This window comes from Neisseria sp. (genome assembly GCF_030523955.1).
Taxonomy (GTDB): domain Bacteria; phylum Pseudomonadota; class Gammaproteobacteria; order Burkholderiales; family Neisseriaceae; genus Neisseria.
The window spans coordinates 39360-58028 of record NZ_JAUNHL010000013.1 but is presented as its reverse complement, the minus strand read 5'-3'; the positions used below and the strand labels follow the sequence as shown (position 1 = coordinate 58028).

At 51.5% G+C, this 18669-nt stretch carries 16 protein-coding genes; 12 read left to right on the top strand and 4 right to left on the bottom strand.

The window, feature by feature from the left end:
• Positions 1-306 precede the first annotated feature (306 nt).
• The 3 genes from argC to Q4C79_RS04335 form a co-directional block, all read right to left on the bottom strand.
• Positions 307-1356, bottom strand: coding sequence for an N-acetyl-gamma-glutamyl-phosphate reductase (gene argC / locus Q4C79_RS04345; RefSeq protein ID WP_303089804.1), 1050 nt, complete (start codon positions 1354-1356; stop codon positions 307-309).
• A gap of 344 nt (positions 1357-1700) precedes the next feature.
• The gene (locus Q4C79_RS04340; RefSeq protein ID WP_303089803.1) at positions 1701-2867 is read right to left on the bottom strand and encodes an NnrS family protein; all 1167 of its coding nucleotides are present in this window, start codon (positions 2865-2867) and stop codon (positions 1701-1703) included.
• Between the two features lie 191 nt (positions 2868-3058).
• Entirely contained in the window at positions 3059-3418 is a 360-nt protein-coding gene (locus Q4C79_RS04335) for a hemerythrin domain-containing protein (RefSeq protein ID WP_303089802.1), read from the bottom strand.
• 246 nt (positions 3419-3664) lie between these two features.
• Here Q4C79_RS04335 and Q4C79_RS04330 point away from each other — a divergent pair, with 246 nt between their 5' ends.
• From Q4C79_RS04330 to Q4C79_RS04275, 12 genes are all read left to right on the top strand, one after another.
• On the top strand, positions 3665-4093 hold the full coding sequence (locus Q4C79_RS04330) for an Rrf2 family transcriptional regulator (protein WP_303089801.1): 429 nt from the start codon (positions 3665-3667) through the stop codon (positions 4091-4093).
• 100 nt (positions 4094-4193) lie between these two features.
• Complete coding sequence (gene hemC, locus Q4C79_RS04325) at positions 4194-5135, top strand: hydroxymethylbilane synthase (RefSeq protein WP_303089800.1); 942 nt, start codon at positions 4194-4196, stop codon at positions 5133-5135.
• A gap of 30 nt (positions 5136-5165) precedes the next feature.
• Positions 5166-5933: a uroporphyrinogen-III synthase gene (locus tag Q4C79_RS04320; protein WP_303089799.1), complete on the top strand. Its 768-nt coding sequence runs from the start codon at positions 5166-5168 to the stop codon at positions 5931-5933.
• A complete protein-coding gene (locus tag Q4C79_RS04315) occupies positions 5930-7447 on the top strand; it encodes a uroporphyrinogen-III C-methyltransferase (protein ID WP_303089798.1) in 1518 nt (505 codons plus the stop codon). Before Q4C79_RS04320 ends, Q4C79_RS04315 begins: the two co-directional genes overlap by 4 nt.
• Positions 7444-8646, top strand: a complete 1203-nt coding sequence (locus Q4C79_RS04310; protein ID WP_303089797.1) for a heme biosynthesis HemY N-terminal domain-containing protein — start codon at positions 7444-7446, stop codon at positions 8644-8646. The genes Q4C79_RS04315 and Q4C79_RS04310 overlap by 4 nt, the downstream gene beginning before the upstream one ends.
• A 99-nt stretch (positions 8647-8745) precedes the next feature.
• Complete coding sequence (locus Q4C79_RS04305) at positions 8746-9645, top strand: recombination-associated protein RdgC (RefSeq protein ID WP_303089796.1); 900 nt, start codon at positions 8746-8748, stop codon at positions 9643-9645.
• 180 nt (positions 9646-9825) lie between these two features.
• Positions 9826-10392, top strand: coding sequence for a dCTP deaminase (gene dcd, locus Q4C79_RS04300; RefSeq protein ID WP_303089795.1), 567 nt, complete (start codon positions 9826-9828; stop codon positions 10390-10392).
• A gap of 369 nt (positions 10393-10761) precedes the next feature.
• On the top strand, positions 10762-12102 hold the full coding sequence (locus Q4C79_RS04295) for an ABC transporter substrate-binding protein (RefSeq protein ID WP_303089794.1): 1341 nt from the start codon (positions 10762-10764) through the stop codon (positions 12100-12102).
• Between the two features lie 83 nt (positions 12103-12185).
• Positions 12186-13103 carry a carbohydrate ABC transporter permease gene (locus Q4C79_RS04290; RefSeq protein ID WP_303089793.1) on the top strand — a complete coding sequence of 306 codons (918 nt, stop codon included), beginning with the start codon at positions 12186-12188 and terminating at the stop codon, positions 13101-13103.
• 44 nt (positions 13104-13147) lie between these two features.
• Positions 13148-13990, top strand: coding sequence for a carbohydrate ABC transporter permease (locus tag Q4C79_RS04285; RefSeq protein WP_303089792.1), 843 nt, complete (start codon positions 13148-13150; stop codon positions 13988-13990).
• 3 nt (positions 13991-13993) lie between these two features.
• Positions 13994-15649 (top strand): alpha-glucosidase family protein, encoded by a 1656-nt coding sequence (locus Q4C79_RS04280; RefSeq protein ID WP_303089791.1) that lies wholly within the window; start codon positions 13994-13996, stop codon positions 15647-15649.
• Between the two features lie 54 nt (positions 15650-15703).
• A complete protein-coding gene (locus Q4C79_RS04275; protein ID WP_303089790.1) occupies positions 15704-16891 on the top strand; it encodes an ABC transporter ATP-binding protein in 1188 nt (395 codons plus the stop codon).
• A gap of 254 nt (positions 16892-17145) precedes the next feature.
• Here the strand turns inward: Q4C79_RS04275 and Q4C79_RS04270 are convergent, their stop codons facing one another.
• Positions 17146-18522, bottom strand: a complete 1377-nt coding sequence (locus tag Q4C79_RS04270) for a nucleobase:cation symporter-2 family protein (protein ID WP_303089789.1) — start codon at positions 18520-18522, stop codon at positions 17146-17148.
• Positions 18523-18669: the final 147 nt, after the last annotated feature.

Below are 18669 nucleotides of genomic sequence, written 5' to 3'. Positions count from 1 at the left end.
TGGGCACCTCTTCGCATTTGTTGCACTTAGATTGTCAATTCAAGCTCAAAAAACCGCTTCGTAAGCATTATGACTATACGCTCTAAGTTAATCCGCTATTCTAAGTTAATCCGCTATAAAGATGAGCTGTTGGTAGAAAAAACAATGCTTTGAGGGCTTTGCAAAAAGCCGTTTTAATCCTGAATTGATCAATTTTCGTCATACTCGGGCCAAGCCCGAGCATGGCGTAAGTATTTGAAGTTCCGAAAAGAATTTTTCGAAGGTCTTTGCCTGTCTGAACGTTTCAGACAGGCATTGTTTTTCAGATTAGGGCAGCAGCGGGGTATTTTGTAAACCGGCTGTTTCGGACAGGTTGTACATGATGTTCATGTTTTGGATGGCTTGGCCGGCGGCGCCTTTCACCAGATTGTCTTGCACACTCATCAGTATCCATAAATCGCTTTCCGGTGCTTGTTGCACGCTGATGCGGCAGATGTTGGCGCCGCGCACGCTGCGGGTTTCCGGAGTGCTGCCGTAAGGCATGACGTCGACGAAAGGACTCTCGCGGTAGAAGTTGTTCAGCAGTGCGAGCGGGTCGGTACCGTTTTTCAGGTGCACATAGGTGGTGGCGTGCATGCCGCGTATCATCGGGGTGAGGTGGGGAACGAACACAAAGCCGTCGGCTATACCCGCTTGCAGCCGATTGATGGTTTGCTTGATTTCGGGCAGATGGCGGTGGCCGGCGACACCGTAGGCTTTGAAGTTGTCGCCCGCTTCGCAAAACAGGGTGCCTACGCTGGCTTTGCGGCCGGCACCGGATACGCCGGATTTGCAGTCGGCAATCAGCGGCATGCCTTCTTGCAGTACGCCGGCTTTCAATAAAGGCAGCAGGGCGAGCGAGACGCAGGTGGGGTAGCAGCCGGGTACGGCGATCAGGCGGGCTTGTGCGATGGCGTCGCGGTTCATTTCGCAAAGGCCGTAAACCGCTTCTTTGAGGGTTTCGGTACTGCTGTGGGTGTGTTTGTACCAATGCTCCCATACGGGTACGTCTTGCAGGCGGTAATCGGCGGAGAGGTCGATCACGCGTACGCCTTTTTCCAATAGTGCGGGGGCATCCTGCATGGCGACGCCGTGCGGGGTGGCGAAGAAGACGACGTCGCAATTTTCCAGCCCGGCTTCATCGGGGGTTTGGAAATGTAGGTCGTAAACATGGCGCAGGTTGGGAAAGTAATCGGCGATGTGTATGCCGGCTTCGCCGCGGCTGGTAATGGCGGTGACTTCGGCGTGAGGGTGGCCGGCCAGAAGGCGCAAGAGTTCGACGCCGGTATAGCCGGTGGCTCCGACGATGCCGATTTTGATTTTGGGCAAAGCGCTCATGTTGTGTATCCTTTTTTGCTGTTGTCATTCAAAAAGCAGAATGGAAGTGTAATCGGATAATGCCTGTCTGAAAAGACTGTTGTGTTTGCGGATGGTTGTACGGGCGCCTGCATTTCGATAACGCCGGCGGGATAGATGTTAAAACAGTCGGATGAATGGAAAAAATAGAACGAAGGATGGAAGGAAAAAGGCCTGTCTGAACCGGATTCAGACAGGCCTTTAGGGCATCTCGTCAGAAATGCTTGCGACGGCAGGTGCGGATTTTAACCAAAAATGCCGTCGCAACGTTTTCTGGCGGTACCTCTTGGTATGGCAAGTAGCAAGATATACCGGTAAAAAACGTTTCAGCCTGCTTTGCCGTCGATGCGCGGTTGTGTGAGCCAAGGCAGATAGCGGTAGATATACAGCACTAGGGCGGCGGCAAACAATACGGCGGAGAGGCGCATGCTGTGCAGATAGGCGGTAGTGTTGACTGCTACCAAGGCGGCGGAAGCGGCGCGGCAGAGGGCGGCAGCCAGCATCAAAACGAATGCGGCAGTCATCGGTTTGGGTACGGGATAGAGCGGCCGGCCGGTGTGGCCAAGTGCGGTGCGTACCATCATGCCCAGCGTTAACAGGCCGATGCCGCCTACGGCAATCAGGTGTACGCCCATATTGGTGAGGATGTAGGATTTCATCCATTGCGATACGCCCAATACCGCCAAACCCAGCGATGCAAACAGATAGCCGGCAAACAGTACCCATAATAAAGGTTCGCGCAATACGCCTTTTTCAAACCAGCGTACGGTTTGTACCAAGCCGAGCAGGCCGGCGGCCACGGCGCAGAGGGCGGCCAACGCGGGAAACAGTTGCAGCATGGTCGATAAGGCGGCGGTTAACGGCAGCAAAAGAGCGGCGAATGCCGTCCATTTCGGATTGGCAACTTGCGCAGTATTGAGGCGGCGGGAGGTGAAAAAGGAAATGATGCGGGTGCCGATCAGGCCGATAAAACCGCTTACCATAAACAAGCCGGCGAGCAGGCCGTTGAACAGTGCGCTGCCGTCAAACAGCGGTTGTGTCAAATATAGATGGAATACGGCGTGCGACAAACCGAAGGCCGCTAAGGCAACCACGGCGATATAGTTGTTGCCGTTGCGGCTTTTGATTACCGGTGCCGCCATCAGGGCAGCCGCCAGCCAGAAGAAGGCGGTGCCGGCGATGCCGCTGACGGCAGCGCCTTGCGGGAATAAGGTGGCAATGCGTGCAATCAGCCACAAACCGACCAAGCCGGCCAGCCGGGCGCCGCGTACCGGTGGTTGGCCGGTCCAAGTGGCTACGGCGGTTAACAGAAAGGCAACGACGATGGCGCCGGCATAGCCCCAAATCATTTCGTGGGCATGCCAGAAATAAGCAGGCAATTGCAGGGTACTGTACCAGCCGAAGCTCCACATTAAAATGGAAACCGCGCCGTAGAGGGCGGCCAGCAGATAAAGCGGGCGGAACGCCATTGCGAAAACAGGGTGTTTGAGCATGATGATTCTCTTGATTAAGGGCTTTTCCATTTTTTCAGACAGGCATTCGGATCGTAATGCCTGTCTGAAAAACAAAAGAGATACGGATTTTATAAAATAAGCAACAAGGTTTGAAAGGTTCGGATACGAATCGGATAGGGAATGCGCTTAGCTTTCGGTTGGCAAACAGCCATGCCAAATTTCCGGTGGATTTAAAGCGCATACTTTGCCAGCGCTTCAAACAATTCGCGCTCTTCAAAGCGCACATGATCGCGCAAACGTTCCGCCAGCATGTTTTGCCATTGCGGTTCGCCATATTGCGGCTGGCTTAACAGTTCGCGCAAAGCGGTATGGTCGCGCTCAAAACGCAGGCGCAGGTTGTGATCCGGCAGTTTTTGCCAAAGCGGGGCGAATTGTTGCTCTTCTCGGGTAAAGTGTTCCAGTAAATCGCGACTGTGGTTGCGGATGTCTATGCTGTGGTCGGCTTGCGGATCGCGTAAAATACGGGCGGCCATCGCCAGTGTATGATGGTGGTCGTGGGAAAGTTCGATGAGGGTTGCGTGGCGTTTCATAAAGGATTCCTGAATCGGCGGCGCCGGTTTGGCTGGAGTAGTAATTTCTAGAGTAAATATTTCTTTCCATGCTTAACCGGATAAAACGTTTGATTTAAAATCGCTTTGCCGGTTTTAGTTTGTGTGGGTATGAATTTGCCGTTAGGCTGTGTGCGCATCGGGGTAAACGATAAATAGCGTGGTAAACGGCGGCAAATCGTATATTTAAACTTTCATCTATTATGAAACTTATTAGGGGTAACCGCAATGTATTTGACCCAGTACACTGATTATGCGCTGAGGGTATTGATTTATGCCGCGGCCAATCAGGATAAATTAGTCAACATCAGCTCGATTGCCGAGGCTTACGGTATTTCCAAAAGCCATCTGATGAAAGTCGTTACGGCTTTGGTAAAAGCCGGTTTTCTTGAAGGCGTGCGCGGCAAGGGCGGCGGATTGCGGCTGGGAAAACCGGCGGAAGAAATCTGTATCGGAGAGGTGGTGCGCGAGTTGGAGCCTTTTCCGATTGTCGAATGTATGGGAAGCAACGGCAATTGTATTCTAACGCCAAGCTGCCGTTTTGCCGGTGTTTTAAACGGTGCGTTGCAGCAGTTTCTTCATTATCTGGACGGCTATACATTGGCCGATTTAATGAATCAGCCTTTGCGCGACAAATTGATCGAGCCGCCCAAATAGAAGCAATGCCTGTCTGAAAAGATGTTTCAGACAGGCATTTCTGCTACACTCAGGCCGATTTGTATTACTTGTCAATTTAATGTCTAACGGGTTTGATTTTATGACAACACCTAAAAAACTGGTTATCGCCAGCCGCGAAAGCAAATTGGCCTTATGGCAGGCCGGGCACATCAAAGCCCAATTGGAAGCGCTGTATCCCGAATGCGAAGTCAGCATTTTGGGGATGACTACGCGCGGCGACCAGATATTGAACGTTACCTTGTCGAAAATAGGCGGCAAAGGGCTGTTTATTAAAGAACTGGAGCAGGCGCTGGCAGACGGACGCGCCGATTTGGCGGTACATTCGATCAAAGACGTGCCGATGGAATTGCCGCACGGTTTTACACTGGCGGCGATTGGCGAACGCGCCAGCCCGTTTGATGCCTTTGTTTCCAACCGTTACGAGAGCTTGCAGGATTTGCCGGCAGGCGCGGTGGTCGGGACTTCCAGCCTGCGCCGCGAAGCGCTGTTGCGCGCACGTTTCCCGCATTTGGTGGTCAAACCCTTGCGCGGCAACCTGCAAACCCGTTTGGGCAAGCTGGATAATGGCGAGTACGATGCGATTATTCTGGCTAAAGCCGGGCTGGAGCGGCTGGGCTTGCACGACCGCATCCGCGATACCTTAAGCGAACAAGAGAGCTTGCCCGCTGCGGGGCAGGGCGCTTTGGGCATCGAAATCGCCGCCCACCGCCTGGATTTGCTGGAAGTGCTTAACCCGCTCAACCATCCGCAAACCCATGCCTGCGTGAGTGCCGAACGTGCCTTGTCGCGCGCCTTGGACGGCAGTTGCCAAGTACCTTTGGCGGCTTATTGCACGGAACAAAACGGTATGTTGAGGTTGCGCGGTTTTGTCGGCCGGCCGGACGGCAGCGAAATGTTGGAAGCAGAAGGAGAAGCGGCCATAGCTTATGCCGAAGAATTAGGCCGCAGAGTGGCCGAAAAACTAGCCGATGCCGGTGCCAAAACCTTGATTCAATCGATTCTGGCCGAACAGAAGCAGTAAAGCTGAATAAAAGTAAATGCTTTGTACGAGATGAAATTTGAGGATAAATGCCTGTCTGAACAGGAAAAAGGCGCACCGGTAATCTTAATTGTCCGCACGCAAGGGCGGCAGACGGCTGATACGGAAGTTTGCCGTGCCGCCGGCTGGCGGCCCTTATGGTTCAGCCCGCAAAAAATTGAACCGCAGGCAGCGGCGCTGGCGGACTTGCCGGCGCAATACGTCGGGGCAGATGCGGTATTTTGGGTAAGCCCCGGTGCGGTTCAGACAGGCATAGCCGCCTTGTCTGCCGAAGATTACCGCAACAAACCCAATATTGCGGTTGGCCGGGCGACGGCACAGGCTTTGCGCGAAGCCGGTTGCCGGCAGGTGATTGCGCCGGCAGACGGGCAGGACAGCGAAGCGGTATTGCGCCTGCCATTCTGGCAGCAGCAAATTGCCGGCAGATTATTGATTGTAAGCGGCGAAGGCGGGCGCAATTTATTGGCGGCTGTATTGGCCGAACGTGGTTGGCAGGTGGTACGCGCCGCCGTTTACCGGCGCGAGCCGCAAGCTTTGGATTGGGCGGCCTACCGTGCCGCAAAGCCGCTTGCGGCTTGGGTAACTTCCGCCGAACTCGTGCGCTTGCTGTTTGGGCAAGCGCCGCCCGAATTGGCGCAAAGTTTAAAATCCTTGTTATACTTAGTGCATCACTCTAAAATCGCCGAGGCCCTTTATCAGGCCGGTGCCACTCAAGTAGAGGTGGTCGAACGGCTGGATGAACACTTTCTGAAATCGTTACACGGAGCACAAAACCGATGAGCGAAGATAATCAGCAAAAAAATACGCTGCCGGAAGAAACGGAGCGGAATGTCATTACCGTCGACAGCGGCGGAAATGCGCATCGGCCGTCAGAATCCGACAGACAACCGCAAAAACACGAAACGCCAGAAGTTGCGGATTCAGCCGAAACCCGGCATTCCGCCCCTTATTCTAAAAACAACCAGACAGGAACCCCCATGACAGAGCCCAGTAAAAACGAACAAAACGCCGCCCCGACAGTTGCGCCGGTGGTGATCAAACAATCCGGCGGCAAAGGCTTGGCGGCAGGCGCCTTGATTTTGGCGCTATTGGGCTTGGGCGCCAGCGGTTTCTTGTTTGTACAGGGGCAGAATGTTTTAAAAAATCAAGAGCTCAATGTCGAGAACAAGCTGGATAAAGCGGCTTTGGGCGAGAGTAACAATGCCAGTATGCTGCAAGAAACACTGCGCCGCCAAAGCCAGATCGAAGCGGCGATCGGCCAGCTTGGCGGAGCGGCCAAGCAGAATGCAGAGGCCATTGCCAATACGCAACGCGCTTATCAGGAGTTGCTGAAAAGCAGGGTGAATTGGGTGGTGGACGAAACCGAATCCACATTGAACACCGCTGCACAACAGCTGATGCTGTCGGGTAACGTACCGGTAGTGATTAATGTTTTACAAAGCGTGGAAGGCCGCCTGAACCGTTTCGATCAGCCGGAATTGCTGCCGATTAAGCAAGCCGTCAGCAGCGATTTGGCCGCTTTGAAAAACCGCCCTTATGTCGACGTATCGAGCGCGTCGCTACGCTTGAACCGTTTGGAGACTGCGGTAGCCAGCCTGCCCTTGTCGGTGGACAGTACGCTTCAGCCGAGCAAAGCCGCTGCTGCTGCCGAAGCACAAGCCCAAACAGGTGCTTCTTGGTGGGAAAATGCTTGGGATAAAACCTTAAACAGCCTCAAAGGCTTGGTGGAAGTCCGCAAGATCAACAGCAATGACGCGATGCTGATTTCGCCGGAGCAGGCTTATTTCGTTCGCGAAAACCTGCGTTTGCGCCTATTGGATGCGCGCACTTCGCTGATGCAGCGCAACGGTGAAATTTATCAGGCCGATTTGAACGATGCAGAAGCAGCGGTGAAGCAATATTTCGATGTGAATTCGCCGGCTACGCAGTCATGGTTGAAAGAATTGGGCGAACTGAAAGCGCTTGATATCCGCTCGATTTCCGATGATGCGCTGAAAGCCAGTATCGCAGCCGTGCGCAGTTATCAAGACAGCGTACGGGTAGGCAGCATTGATGTCGGTTCTGCTGCCAGCCCGGTGCAGAGCGCTTCCGCACCGGCAGCTGCCAGCGCACCTGCCGCTTCGGCTTCTGCGCCGGCTGCTTCTGCGCCGCCAACCCAAGCTTCCGAGCCGGCAAAAGCCGCCGCTTCTGCCGCTCCCGCTTCTGCGGCCAAGCCGGCTGATAAAGCACCGCAAAGCCAACAGCCGGCTAAACCCGCTGCACCCGCCGCCGGTGTGAAAGGGGATCAAGCATGAAAGGCCTGATTTGGACGATTATTCTTTTTGCCGTTGCCGCCGGATTGGCAGTTGCCGCCAGCATTTATAGCGGTAATGTTTATATTGTGGCCGAACAGACCATGATACGCATCAATCTGATTGCCTTTATCATCGGCTTGCTGGTTTTGGTGGCGGTACTGTATCTGCTGTTCGGGCTGTTGGCCGGTATATTGAACGTGCCGGGCCGTATGCAGCGTTTCGGTACTGCGCGCAAGGGCCGCAAAGCAACGGTTGATCTGAATGCCGCCGGTTTGGCCTTTTTCGAAGGTAGGTTTCAGAAAACCGAGGAGGAAGCAGCCAAAGTGCTGGCCAATAAAGAAGCGGGTGATAACCGTACGCTGGCTTTGATGTTGGGCGCACACGCGGCCGATCAGATGGACGATATCGAGTTGCGCGACCGCTATTTGCAGGAAATCGAGCATTTGCCGCAGAAACAGCAGTTATCCCGCTACCTGTTGTTGGCGGAAAGCGCCTTGAGCCGTCGCGATTATGAAGCGGCGCGCACGAATATTACCGCAGCCACCCAGATTAATCCCACGCTCACCCGCTTGGTGAAACTGCAATTGCGCTATGCGCTGGATCACGGCGATGCGGCCGAAGCTTTGGAGCGTACCGAAAAACTGCTGAAAGCCGGCGCCATTAACGAAAACGAAGCGGCGCAATATCAGGATTGGTCATACCGCCGTCTGTTGGCTTTGGCGGGCGATGCGAGCGCTTTGAAGGCCTGTCTGAAACGGATTCCGGAGAAAGAAAAAAGCAGCAGTTTGTGTGTGGCGATTGCAGAAAAATATGCGGCATTGGGTTTGTATAACGATGCTGTGGACTGGGTGGGCAAATATTATCCGCAAAACCCGCAGAGCGGTTTGTTGGCGGTATTCGTGCACAGTGTGAATTTCTTGGGCGGCCGCGAGCAGCGCAAAGCCATCGATATGGCCGAAGGCTGGTTGAAAGCCAATCCGCAGGATGCCGATTTGCTGCTTTACCTCGGCCAGCTGGCATACAGCCAGCAGTTGTGGGGCAAGGCGCAGGGTTATCTGGAAGCCAGCTTGGCCGTACGCCCTGGCATGCAGGCACGTTTGGCTTTGGCCAAGGTGTTTGACGAAACCGGCAATACGGTCAAGGCCGACGAACAGCGTATGCTGGCGCTGGAAAATGTAGCCGGACAACCGGCCGATTAAGCATGATCGCACCGATAAAATGCCTGTCTGAAAGCTTTCAGACAGGCATTTTGCTATAATAGCCGGCTTTGTAACATAAGATTAAAGAAAGCATCTGTTATGTGGTTTAAGCAAATCAGTTTTTATCCCCTCAATTTAGAAAAGCTTCCCGAATTGGAAACGCTCGCTGCCAAGCTTGGCGAAGCGGAATTTGCTCCGTGTATGGGGTTAGATTGGTTTAGCGAAGGTTTTGCCGCACCGGTTTCGTTTTCGCCCGAAACCGTATTCCCGGCCGACTACACTTGGCGGGTGGCATTGAAGAAGGAAGAAAAAGTGCTGCCTGCCGGCGTTATCCGCGATATTTTGGACGAACGCGTTGCCGAAATTCAGGAAAACGAAGGCCGCAATGTCGGCCGTAAAGAGAAGCAGGAATTGAAAGAGCAGATTACCGATGATTTGCTGCCGCGCGCGTTTACCCGCTCCAGCCGTTGCGAAGCGGTATTCGATACCCGCAACGGTTTTTTATTGGTCAACAGCGCATCACCGAATAAAGCGGACAACCTCTTGACCAAGCTGCGCGAGGCACTCGGCGGCTTGGAAGCCGGCCTGCCCAATACCAAGCAATCTCCCGCCAGCCTGATGACCGACTGGTTGCTGCGCGGTGCCTGCGAAGGCGGCTTCGAGCTCGACAGCGACTGCGAACTCAAAGGCAGCGGTGATGTGGCGGCAACGGTTAAGGTGTCGAAACAGGATTTAACCGCCGATGAAGTGGTGCAGCACGTGAAAAACGGCAAAACCGTCACCCAGCTGGGGCTGGTGTGGCGCGAACAGATTGCCTTTGTGCTCACCCAAGATTTCACTCTTAAGCGTATCCAGTATCTGGACGTATTGCAGGAAGAAGCGGAAAGCCACGGTGATGATGCCGCCAGCCTCACCTTCGCCTCGCAGATTCTGATGACCGATGCGCTTAGCACCCTGTTGCAAGAGTTGGTGGCTTATCTGGGCGGTTGGCAGGATTGATGCCAATATTGGTTTGAACGAGAAAATACGGTATCGGTGTGGTATATTGCGGTTTAAGTTAATTTCGTCACCGCCGTGCTTGTAAACGACGTTTGATGATAACCGGATGGCAAACAGTTTGGATATTGGGTTTGTAAACCGAAAATACGTCTTTAAAAATATTGAATCAGGAAATGAGCAATGAGTATTAAGTCTGACAAATGGATACGCCGCATGAGCGAAGAGCACGGCATGATCGAGCCTTTCGAGCCTAATCAGGTCAAGGAAATCAATGGGCAGAAAATCATTTCCTACGGCACTTCCAGCTATGGTTATGACATCCGCTGTGCCAATGAATTCAAAATCTTCACCAATATCAACAGCACCATCGTCGACCCGAAAAATTTTGATCCGAAAAACTTTGTTACCGTGGAAGACGACTGCTGCATTATTCCGCCCAATTCCTTCGCATTGGCACGGACAGTGGAATATTTCCGCATCCCGCGCAATGTGTTAACCGTGTGCTTGGGAAAATCCACTTACGCGCGTTGCGGCATTATTGTGAATGTCACCCCGTTCGAGCCGGAATGGGAAGGCTATGTAACCTTGGAATTTTCCAATACCACGCCGCTGCCGGCCAAGATTTATGCCGGCGAAGGTGTCGCACAGGTATTGTTTTTCGAAAGCGACGAAATATGCGAAACCTCTTATAAAGACCGTAATGGCAAATACATGGGACAAACCGGCGTGACTTTGCCGAAAACCTGAGCGCGTCAGGCAAACTGATACAGGCTTACCAGATGAATGCCTGTCTGAAAACAAGCGAATCGCAATTTTTGTATCGCCTAAGTTTTCAGACAGGCATTTGCCGTAAAGAGCCGCCGCATAAAGCTTACACATAGCTTTCTAGACGATGCCTTCTATCAAGCCGGTTATCCAACTTGTCTTTTCTGATTGACAATTATTAAAACTTGCTATATTTTGCCGCCGGATGTGAACAAAAATATTCACATCTTTGTGTTTTTTAACATATAAACATTAATATGATAAGAAACATGGATTTTTTACAGTATTTGAACGATGCTTAAGAGTAAATATTCTAAACGCTTCGCAAACTTTTTTAAGAAATAGGAAGAAATGATGGCTAAATTGGCAGAATGGAAACAAATCGGCAAATGGACAATGACCGTCGGTGCCGTATTGGTACTGGGTGCTTGCGGCGGCAACAAGGGCGATGCCGCTAAAGCGGATGCACCGGCAGACAGCAAAGGCGGCAATGTAGAGTTGACGATTTCCTGCGGATCGGTAGGCCAAGACTATGAAATGTGTAAAAAATTAACTGATGCTTGGGCTCAAAAAACCGGCAATAAAGTAAAACTGTTTACCGCACCCAATTCCAGTACCGATATTCTGGCCTTGTTCCGCCAGCAGTTCGGCGCCGGTTCTTCGGATTTGGACGTAGTAATGATTGACGTAGTTTGGCCGGGTATTTTGAAAAACCATCTGGTTGATTTGAAACAATACAGCAACGGCGCAGAATCCAAGCATTTCCCCGCCATCATTGCCAACAATACCGTTGACGGCAAATTGATAGCCATGCCTTGGTTTACCGATGGCGGCCTGATGTATTACCGTAAAGATTTGTTGGAAAAACACAATCTTCCTGTACCGAAAACTTGGGCAGAAATGGCTGAAACCGCGCAAAAAATTCAAGATGCGGAGCGCGCTGCGGGTAATAAAGATATGCAAGGCTTTGTTTTCCAAGGTAAGGCTTATGAAGGCTTGACTTGTGACTCTCTGGAATGGGTAAGCAGTTTCGGCGGCGGTTCCTTCGTGGAAGCGGACGGCAAAATTTCCGTAAACAATCCGCAAGCAGCGGCGGCATTTGATACTGCGGCCAAATGGGTAGGCACCATTTCACCGAAGAGCGTGCTAAATGGCGGCGAAGAAGAAGCGCGCGGTATTTTCCAAAACGGTAATGCCGTATTCATGCGCAACTGGCCGTATGCTTGGTCGCTGATGCAGAAAGATGACAGCAAAGTTAAGGATAAAGTGGGCGTTTCACCTCTGCCTGCCGGCGGTGAGGGCGGCAAATCTACTGCGACTCTGGGTGGTTGGCAGTTGGCGGTTTCCAAATATTCCAAACATCCGAAAGAAGCCGCTGATCTGGTGATGTTCCTGACCAGCCCGGAAATTCAGAAACAGCGTGCCATCGAAGGCTCTTATAACCCGACTATTCCGGAGCTGTATAAAGATGCCGATGTTTTGAAAGCCACTCCTTTCATGGGCGATTTGTATGATGTGTTTACCAGTGCGGTTGCGCGTCCTTCTACCGTTACCGGCGACAAATACAACGAAGTATCTGCTGCTATCTGGAATGCAACCTCTTCTGTATTGAACGGTAAATCCAACGGTGCGGATGCAGCGAAAAAATTGGAAGAAGATTTAACCAAAATCCGCCGCGGCGATAAATGGTAATCTGAGACTATACGGGTCAAATCCCGCACTTTTTCAGGTGGGATTTGGCCTTATTTGTATCCAATTTTGGGAGGAGAGGATTTATGTCGAAATCCAATCAGACAGAATTAAACCGGCAGCGGGTGCGCAGCGCATGGTTCTTTTTGGCGCCGATGTTGATTGTGCTGACTTTGGTTGCGGTATGGCCGTTAACACGTACCATTTGGCTGAGTTTTACTGATGCCAAAATCGATATGATGTCCGGCCCGGATGTCAATTTTGTCGGGCTGAGCAACTATATCGGCCAATACGGTTTATTTTTTACCGGTTCCGAGATGATTAGTGCCGAATGGTGGCAAGCAGTAAGAAATACATTTTTCTTCGCTTTTGTGTCGGTTACCTTGGAAACCATCTTGGGTTTGGCGGTGGCATTGGTGTTGAATGCCGAATTTAAAGGCAGGGCATTGGTGCGTACGGCGGTGTTGGTACCGTGGGCGATTCCGACCATCGTATCGGCGAAAATGTGGGATTGGATGCTGCAACAACAGTTCGGCATCATCAATTTGTTTCTGGCTACCATCGGTTTTGAGCGTATCGCTTTTACTACCGATTATCCGATGCTGTCGGTATTGATTGCCGACGTCTGGAAAACCACGCCTTTTATGGCATTGTTGATTCTGGCTGCATTGCAAATGTTGCCAAAGGATTGCTACGAAGCAGCCAAGGTCGACGGTATTTCTCCCGTTAAAGTCTTCTTTAAAGTTACTTTGCCTTTAATCAAACCGGCGCTGTTCGTCGCAGTGATTTTCCGTTTACTGGATGCGCTGCGTGTGTTCGATGTGATTTATATCATGACCGGTACCAACGAACAAACCATCAGTATGTCGGGTTTCGTGCGCGAAAAACTGATTGCAAATGGTTATATCGGTGAAGGATCAGCCGCTTCTACGGTTTTGTTCCTGATTATCGCAGGTTGTACTTTAATCTATATGAAAATGACGCGAACCGGTGCCGACAAGTAATGCCTGTCTGAAACGGTTTGCTTATAGCTTAATAGGAGAAATTTATGCCTAAATCTTTATTTTGGCGTCTCTGTTTTTGGTTGTTTGTGCTGCTGATCGTATTTTTTGCCTTATTCCCGTTTGGCTATGCGATTTTGTCATCCCTGCTTACCGGTAATGCGTTGTATGACGTTACGCAAGTGGTCAATACCGGTTTGAGCTTTGCCAATTACAGCTCTATTTTAGACAATGAGGATCAGCCCTTTTGGTTGAACATCATGAATTCTCTGCTGGTATCGATATCGGTTGTTGCCGCTTCTTTGTTCCTAGGGGTAACGGCGGCCTATGCTTTGGGAAGAGTTCAATTCCGCGGCCGTGGCTTGTTGCTGATCATGGTATTGGCGGTTTCCATGTTTCCCCAAGTTGCGGTATTGGCCGGTATGTTCGAAATGATGCGGGCAATGGGTTTGTACAATAAAAGCATGGGCTTGGTCTTGCCGTATTTGATTTTCACGTTGCCGTTTACGGTATGGGTGTTGACGACCTTCATCCGAGATTTGCCGAAAGAAATCGAGGAGGCGGCCATCATGGACGGCTGCACGCCTTGGCAGATTATCAAAGATGTATTCATGCCATTGATGTGGCCGGCTTTGGTATCGACCGGTTTGCTGGCTTTCGTAGCGGCGTGGAACGAGTTTCTGTTTGCGCTCACTTTTGTGAATGATGATGCAGAACGCACCGTACCGGTGGCGATCTCTTTGATTGGCGGCGGTGCAAGCTCGCAAGAGCTGCCTTGGGGTAAGCTGATGGCAGCTTCGGTAATCGTTACCTTGCCTTTGGTGGTAATGGTGTTAATTTTGCAAAGAAAAATTGTATCTGGCTTGACCAGTGGTGCGGTGAAAGGATAAATCATGAAAACTTTTTTACAACATCCGGATAATCAAACGAATCCGGAATGGTGGCGCGGTGCCACGATTTACCAGATTTACCCGCGCTCCTATCAAGACAGTAACGGTGACGGTATCGGCGATCTGAAAGGCATCATCGACAGATTACCTTACATTGCCGGTTTGGGAGTAGATGCCGTTTGGTTATCACCCTTTTTCACTTCGCCGATGAAAGACTTCGGCTATGATGTTTCCGATTATTGCGATGTGGATCCGATGTTCGGAACTTTGGATGACTTCAAACATTTGGTAGCCAAAGCGCATGAGCTGGGCTTGCGTGTGATTATCGACCAAGTGTTGAGCCATACCGCCGATATTCATCCTTGGTTTGTCGAATCCAGTTCCAGCCGCGATAATCCGAAAGCCGATTGGTATGTATGGGGCGACCCTAAAGAAGATGGCTCGCCACCCAATAACTGGTTGTCGATTTTTATCGGTAGCGCTTGGCAGTGGAATGCACGCCGCGAGCAATACTACATGCATAACTTCCTGACCAGCCAGCCGGATTTGAACCTGCACAACCGTGAGGTGCGCGCCGCCTTGTTTGATGTATTGCGATTCTGGCTCGATATCGGGGTGGATGGTTTCCGTTTGGATACGGTGAATTTCTATATGCACGATGCCCAATTGCGCGACAATCCGGCACGCGGCCGTCCGTCCGATAACGATTGCGGCGTGGTGCCGACCAATCCGTATAGCTGGCAGAAGCATTTGTATGACAAGTCGCAGCCGGAAAACCTGCAATTGTTGCAGGAAATGCGAGCCGTGTTGGACGAATATCCAGGCATCACCACCGTCGGTGAATTGGGCGATGAAAATTCGTATGAATTGCAGTTAGCCTATACCGCAGACGGCGACAAACTGCATACTGCTTACACCTTCGACTTGCTCAGCGAACAAAAATCACCGCTTTATCTGCATGAAGTGTTGGACAAGTTTGCACAAGGCGGGGAAGACAGCTGGGCGTGCTGGTCGCTGGGTAACCATGATACTCCCCGCTTGGCCTCCCGTTGGAATGGAGATCCGCAGGCATTGCGCGCTTATTTGTCGATGCAGTTGAGCTTGCGTGGCAGTCCTTGCTTGTATCAAGGCGAGGAACTGGGTTTGACCGAAGGCGTGCTCACTTTCGAGCAATTGCGCGATCCTTACGGCATCAGCATGTGGCCGGAAGCAGGCGGGCGCGACGGTTGCCGCACGCCTATGGTGTGGCAGTCGGGTGCTGCCAATGCCGGTTTTTCCGATGCCGAGCCGTGGTTGCCGGTGATGCAAAATCATTTGCCGTTGGCGGTCGATCAGCAAGATGCAGATTCAGGCAGTCTGTTGAATTATTACCGTGATTGGTTGCAGGCACGCAGGAAATTGGCCGTATTGTGGTCAGGTTCGTTCGAGCTGCTGGCCGCACATTCTCAGGTATTGGCCTATATTCGCCGCGATGTTAAGTCCGGCAGAACACTTTTGTGTGTGATGAATCTATCGGGTCAGACAGCGGAATATGCTTTGCCTGCTAATGTGTTAGCGAAAGAATTGGCCGATGTGCCGCAAACAGCGGATAGCAAGCTGCTGGATAAAGAAGTTCTTTCTTTACAGCCATGGGGCACTTTGTTTGCCTGGATCGATTAAAACACGGTTCCCTTTATACATTATTGAAAAGAAAGAATCCCTTAGGAGAGTATTATGGCAGAGATCGTTTTAAAGAACGTCTACAAACAATACGGTCACAATCCCTATACCATCAAAGATGTAAACCTGCATATTAAAGAAGGCGAGTTTTGCGTATTTGTAGGCCCGTCCGGTTGCGGTAAATCTACCTTGCTGCGCATGATTGCCGGTTTGGAAGGCATTACCAGCGGCGAGCTGACCATCGGCGGCAAGCGTATGAACGAGAAAGCACCGTCCGAACGAGGCGTATCTATGGTATTCCAAAGTTACGCTTTGTATCCGCATATGACGGTTCGTGAGAATCTGTCTTTCGGTTTGAAGCTGGCGAAAACCGACAAACAGACCATAGACCAGAAAATCCAAGAAGCGGCCAAAATCCTGCAATTGGATCATCTGTTAGACCGGTTGCCTAAAGAGCTTTCAGGCGGTCAGCGCCAACGCGTTGCCATCGGTCGGGCGATTGTGCGCAACCCGGATGTGTTTTTGTTTGACGAACCATTATCAAATCTGGATGCCGCCTTGCGTGTGCAAACCCGTATCGAAATCGCCAGACTGCACAGCAATCTGAGTGCCAGTATGATTTACGTTACTCACGACCAAGTGGAAGCGATGACCTTGGCTGATAAGATTGTCCTGCTGAACTCAGGCCCGGCCGTTGAGCGTGACGGTTCGGTTGCACAGGTGGGCGCACCGCTCGAACTGTATCATTTTCCGATAAACAAGTTCGTGGCCGGCTTTATCGGTTCTCCGAAAATGAACTTTATTCATGCCAAGTTGCGTTCCGCCACCCCGGAACAGGCGATAGTGGATATCGGCGGACAAACCTTTACCGCACGCATTAACGCAGTCGGGCTGCCGGACGATACACCGTTGGAAATCGGTATTCGACCCGAACACGTGATTATTGCAACCGATCAAACCGATAACCTACTGAAGGGAGCGATTGAATATATCGAGAAGTTGGGCGAAGCCTCTTATCTGTATGTGCGTACACCTGAGAGCGAACAGCCGATTACCGTGCGCCAACACGGTGACAGCCGTTATAAAGAAGGCGATATGATTACGCTTTATTTGAAACCCAGCCGCTTGCATGCCTTTAAAGAAGACGGCCGTTCCTGCCCGCGTACCATTACCAAAGAGTCGGTTAACCACACATTGTTTGTTGCCGGTGTGGTTGGCGGAGCTGCGGCGACTGCCGATTGATTGTATCGCTTGTGTTAGCGGGAACACGGTTATCCGGAAGCAAGCCGTGTTCTATAGCGGATTAACTTAACTTTCGCTACGGCGTTGCTGCGCCTTGCCGTACTACTTGTACTGTCTGCGGCTTGCTGCCTTGTATCGAAAATTAATTAAATCCGCTATATATTGAGAAATGCCTGTCTGAAAGTTTTCAGACAGGCATTTTATTCACCAATCGGTTTGCTGCTTTGTACCGAAGTAATGGAATCCGAACACACTTACTCCGCCAGATAAACCGTTTTATCGTGCTTATCGTGCGGCAGAATCAAATTCAGCACCACCGCGGTAATACCGCCGGCGGCAATGGCATTGCGGAACACTTCGGGTAACAGTTTGAACACTTCAGGCTCAAAAGCCACACCCAAGCCTATGCCCACGCTGCTGGCGGCGATAACCGCTTCGCGACGGGTGATGCCGTGGGTCATGATAATGCGTACGCCGGCAATTGCAATCAGGCCGAACATCAGCACCATCGCTCCGCCCAATACCGGATGAGGAATGGTGGTAAACGCGCGGCCAATAATAGGAAACAGGCCGCACAACACCAAAATCGCTGCAATAAATTTGCCCACATGGCGCGAGGCGACACCGGTCATTTGAATCACACCGTTGTTTTGCGCAAAAGTGGTCAGCGGCAGCGAACCCAAGGCGGTAGCAATCACCGATACCAAGCCATCGGCCAATACACCGCCGCGCAGACGTTTTTGAAACTCTTCACCTTCGTAGGGTTGAGCCGAGACCATCGCCGTAGCCGTCAAATCGCCGACTGCCTCGAATACGCTCAGCAAATAAATCACCCCGGCCACCCAAAATGCCGCCCAGTCAAAGGCAAAACCGTATTTGAACGGGGTGGGAATGGTAAACATCGGCGCATTTTGCAAAGGGGTAAAATCCACCATGCCCATGGCCAATGCGGCGAGATAACCGGCAATCAGCCCGACCGCAATACCACTCATACGCAAAAATGGATTGCGCATACAGTTGAACAGCAGCACGATGATCAGCACGAACGAGGCGAGCCCAATATTTTGCAAGGAGCCGAATTCGGGTGTATTTTTAGTATGGAAACCGCCGCCGAAATCGGTAATGCCGACATCAATCAGGCTTAGGCCGATCAGCAGTACCACCACGCCGCTAACGGTAGGCGTAATCACCCGTTTCAAATAAGGCAGCGCCCAAGCGGAAGCGCAAACCAGAAACGCACCGGCAAAGGAAACGCCAAGCAGGGTGGAAATCATGGTGTGTTCGTCCAATCCACCTTCTTTCATCGACAATCCGAGCGAAATCATCACACCGACAAATGAGAAGTTCACCGACTGTATCGACAGCATCCCGGAGCCGACGATGCCGAAACGGTTGACCTGCAAAAACGTGCCGATACCGGAAGCGACCATAGACATGGAGACCAGGTAAGCAGTCATCTCGACCGGAAGTTGCAGCACGTTGCCGACGATTAGCGCCGGCGTGACCATAGGAACAAAAATCGCCAGCAAATGCGTGATAGCACTCACCAGCGAATTAAAGAAGGGCGGTTTGTCTTCCAATCGGTAGACTAGGTCTGCTTCCGCCGCTGCCTTGTTTTCCAAACTTGCCATGTTTTATCCTTGAGTTTACAAAAGTGAAAAAAAGTAAATTGATGCGATTGTAATGGAAAACAGAGTTACTGGCAAAACGGTGAGCAGCGTTTTGATAATGATGATGTATCGGCTTGAGGCTTTGTATCGAAGTAATTAAATTTGCTC

Excerpts from the sequence above, each read along its gene's own strand:
- Q4C79_RS04270 (WP_303089789.1), bottom strand. The coding sequence starts at position 18,522 with ATGGCAAGTTTGGAAAACAAGGCAGCGGCGGAAGCAGACCTAGTCTAC.
- Q4C79_RS04335 (WP_303089802.1), bottom strand. The coding sequence starts at position 3,418 with ATGAAACGCCACGCAACCCTCATCGAACTTTCCCACGACCACCATCAT.
- Q4C79_RS04330 (WP_303089801.1), top strand. The coding sequence starts at position 3,665 with ATGTATTTGACCCAGTACACTGATTATGCGCTGAGGGTATTGATTTAT.
- hemC (WP_303089800.1), top strand. The coding sequence starts at position 4,194 with ATGACAACACCTAAAAAACTGGTTATCGCCAGCCGCGAAAGCAAATTG.
- Q4C79_RS04315 (WP_303089798.1), top strand. The coding sequence starts at position 5,930 with ATGAGCGAAGATAATCAGCAAAAAAATACGCTGCCGGAAGAAACGGAG.
- Q4C79_RS04310 (WP_303089797.1), top strand. The coding sequence starts at position 7,444 with ATGAAAGGCCTGATTTGGACGATTATTCTTTTTGCCGTTGCCGCCGGA.
- Q4C79_RS04320 (WP_303089799.1), top strand. The coding sequence starts at position 5,166 with ATGAAATTTGAGGATAAATGCCTGTCTGAACAGGAAAAAGGCGCACCG.
- Q4C79_RS04280 (WP_303089791.1), top strand. The coding sequence starts at position 13,994 with ATGAAAACTTTTTTACAACATCCGGATAATCAAACGAATCCGGAATGG.
- dcd (WP_303089795.1), top strand. The coding sequence starts at position 9,826 with ATGAGTATTAAGTCTGACAAATGGATACGCCGCATGAGCGAAGAGCAC.
- Q4C79_RS04340 (WP_303089803.1), bottom strand. The coding sequence starts at position 2,867 with ATGCTCAAACACCCTGTTTTCGCAATGGCGTTCCGCCCGCTTTATCTG.
- Q4C79_RS04275 (WP_303089790.1), top strand. The coding sequence starts at position 15,704 with ATGGCAGAGATCGTTTTAAAGAACGTCTACAAACAATACGGTCACAAT.
- Q4C79_RS04295 (WP_303089794.1), top strand. The coding sequence starts at position 10,762 with ATGATGGCTAAATTGGCAGAATGGAAACAAATCGGCAAATGGACAATG.
- Q4C79_RS04285 (WP_303089792.1), top strand. The coding sequence starts at position 13,148 with ATGCCTAAATCTTTATTTTGGCGTCTCTGTTTTTGGTTGTTTGTGCTG.
- Q4C79_RS04290 (WP_303089793.1), top strand. The coding sequence starts at position 12,186 with ATGTCGAAATCCAATCAGACAGAATTAAACCGGCAGCGGGTGCGCAGC.
- argC (WP_303089804.1), bottom strand. The coding sequence starts at position 1,356 with ATGAGCGCTTTGCCCAAAATCAAAATCGGCATCGTCGGAGCCACCGGC.
- Q4C79_RS04305 (WP_303089796.1), top strand. The coding sequence starts at position 8,746 with ATGTGGTTTAAGCAAATCAGTTTTTATCCCCTCAATTTAGAAAAGCTT.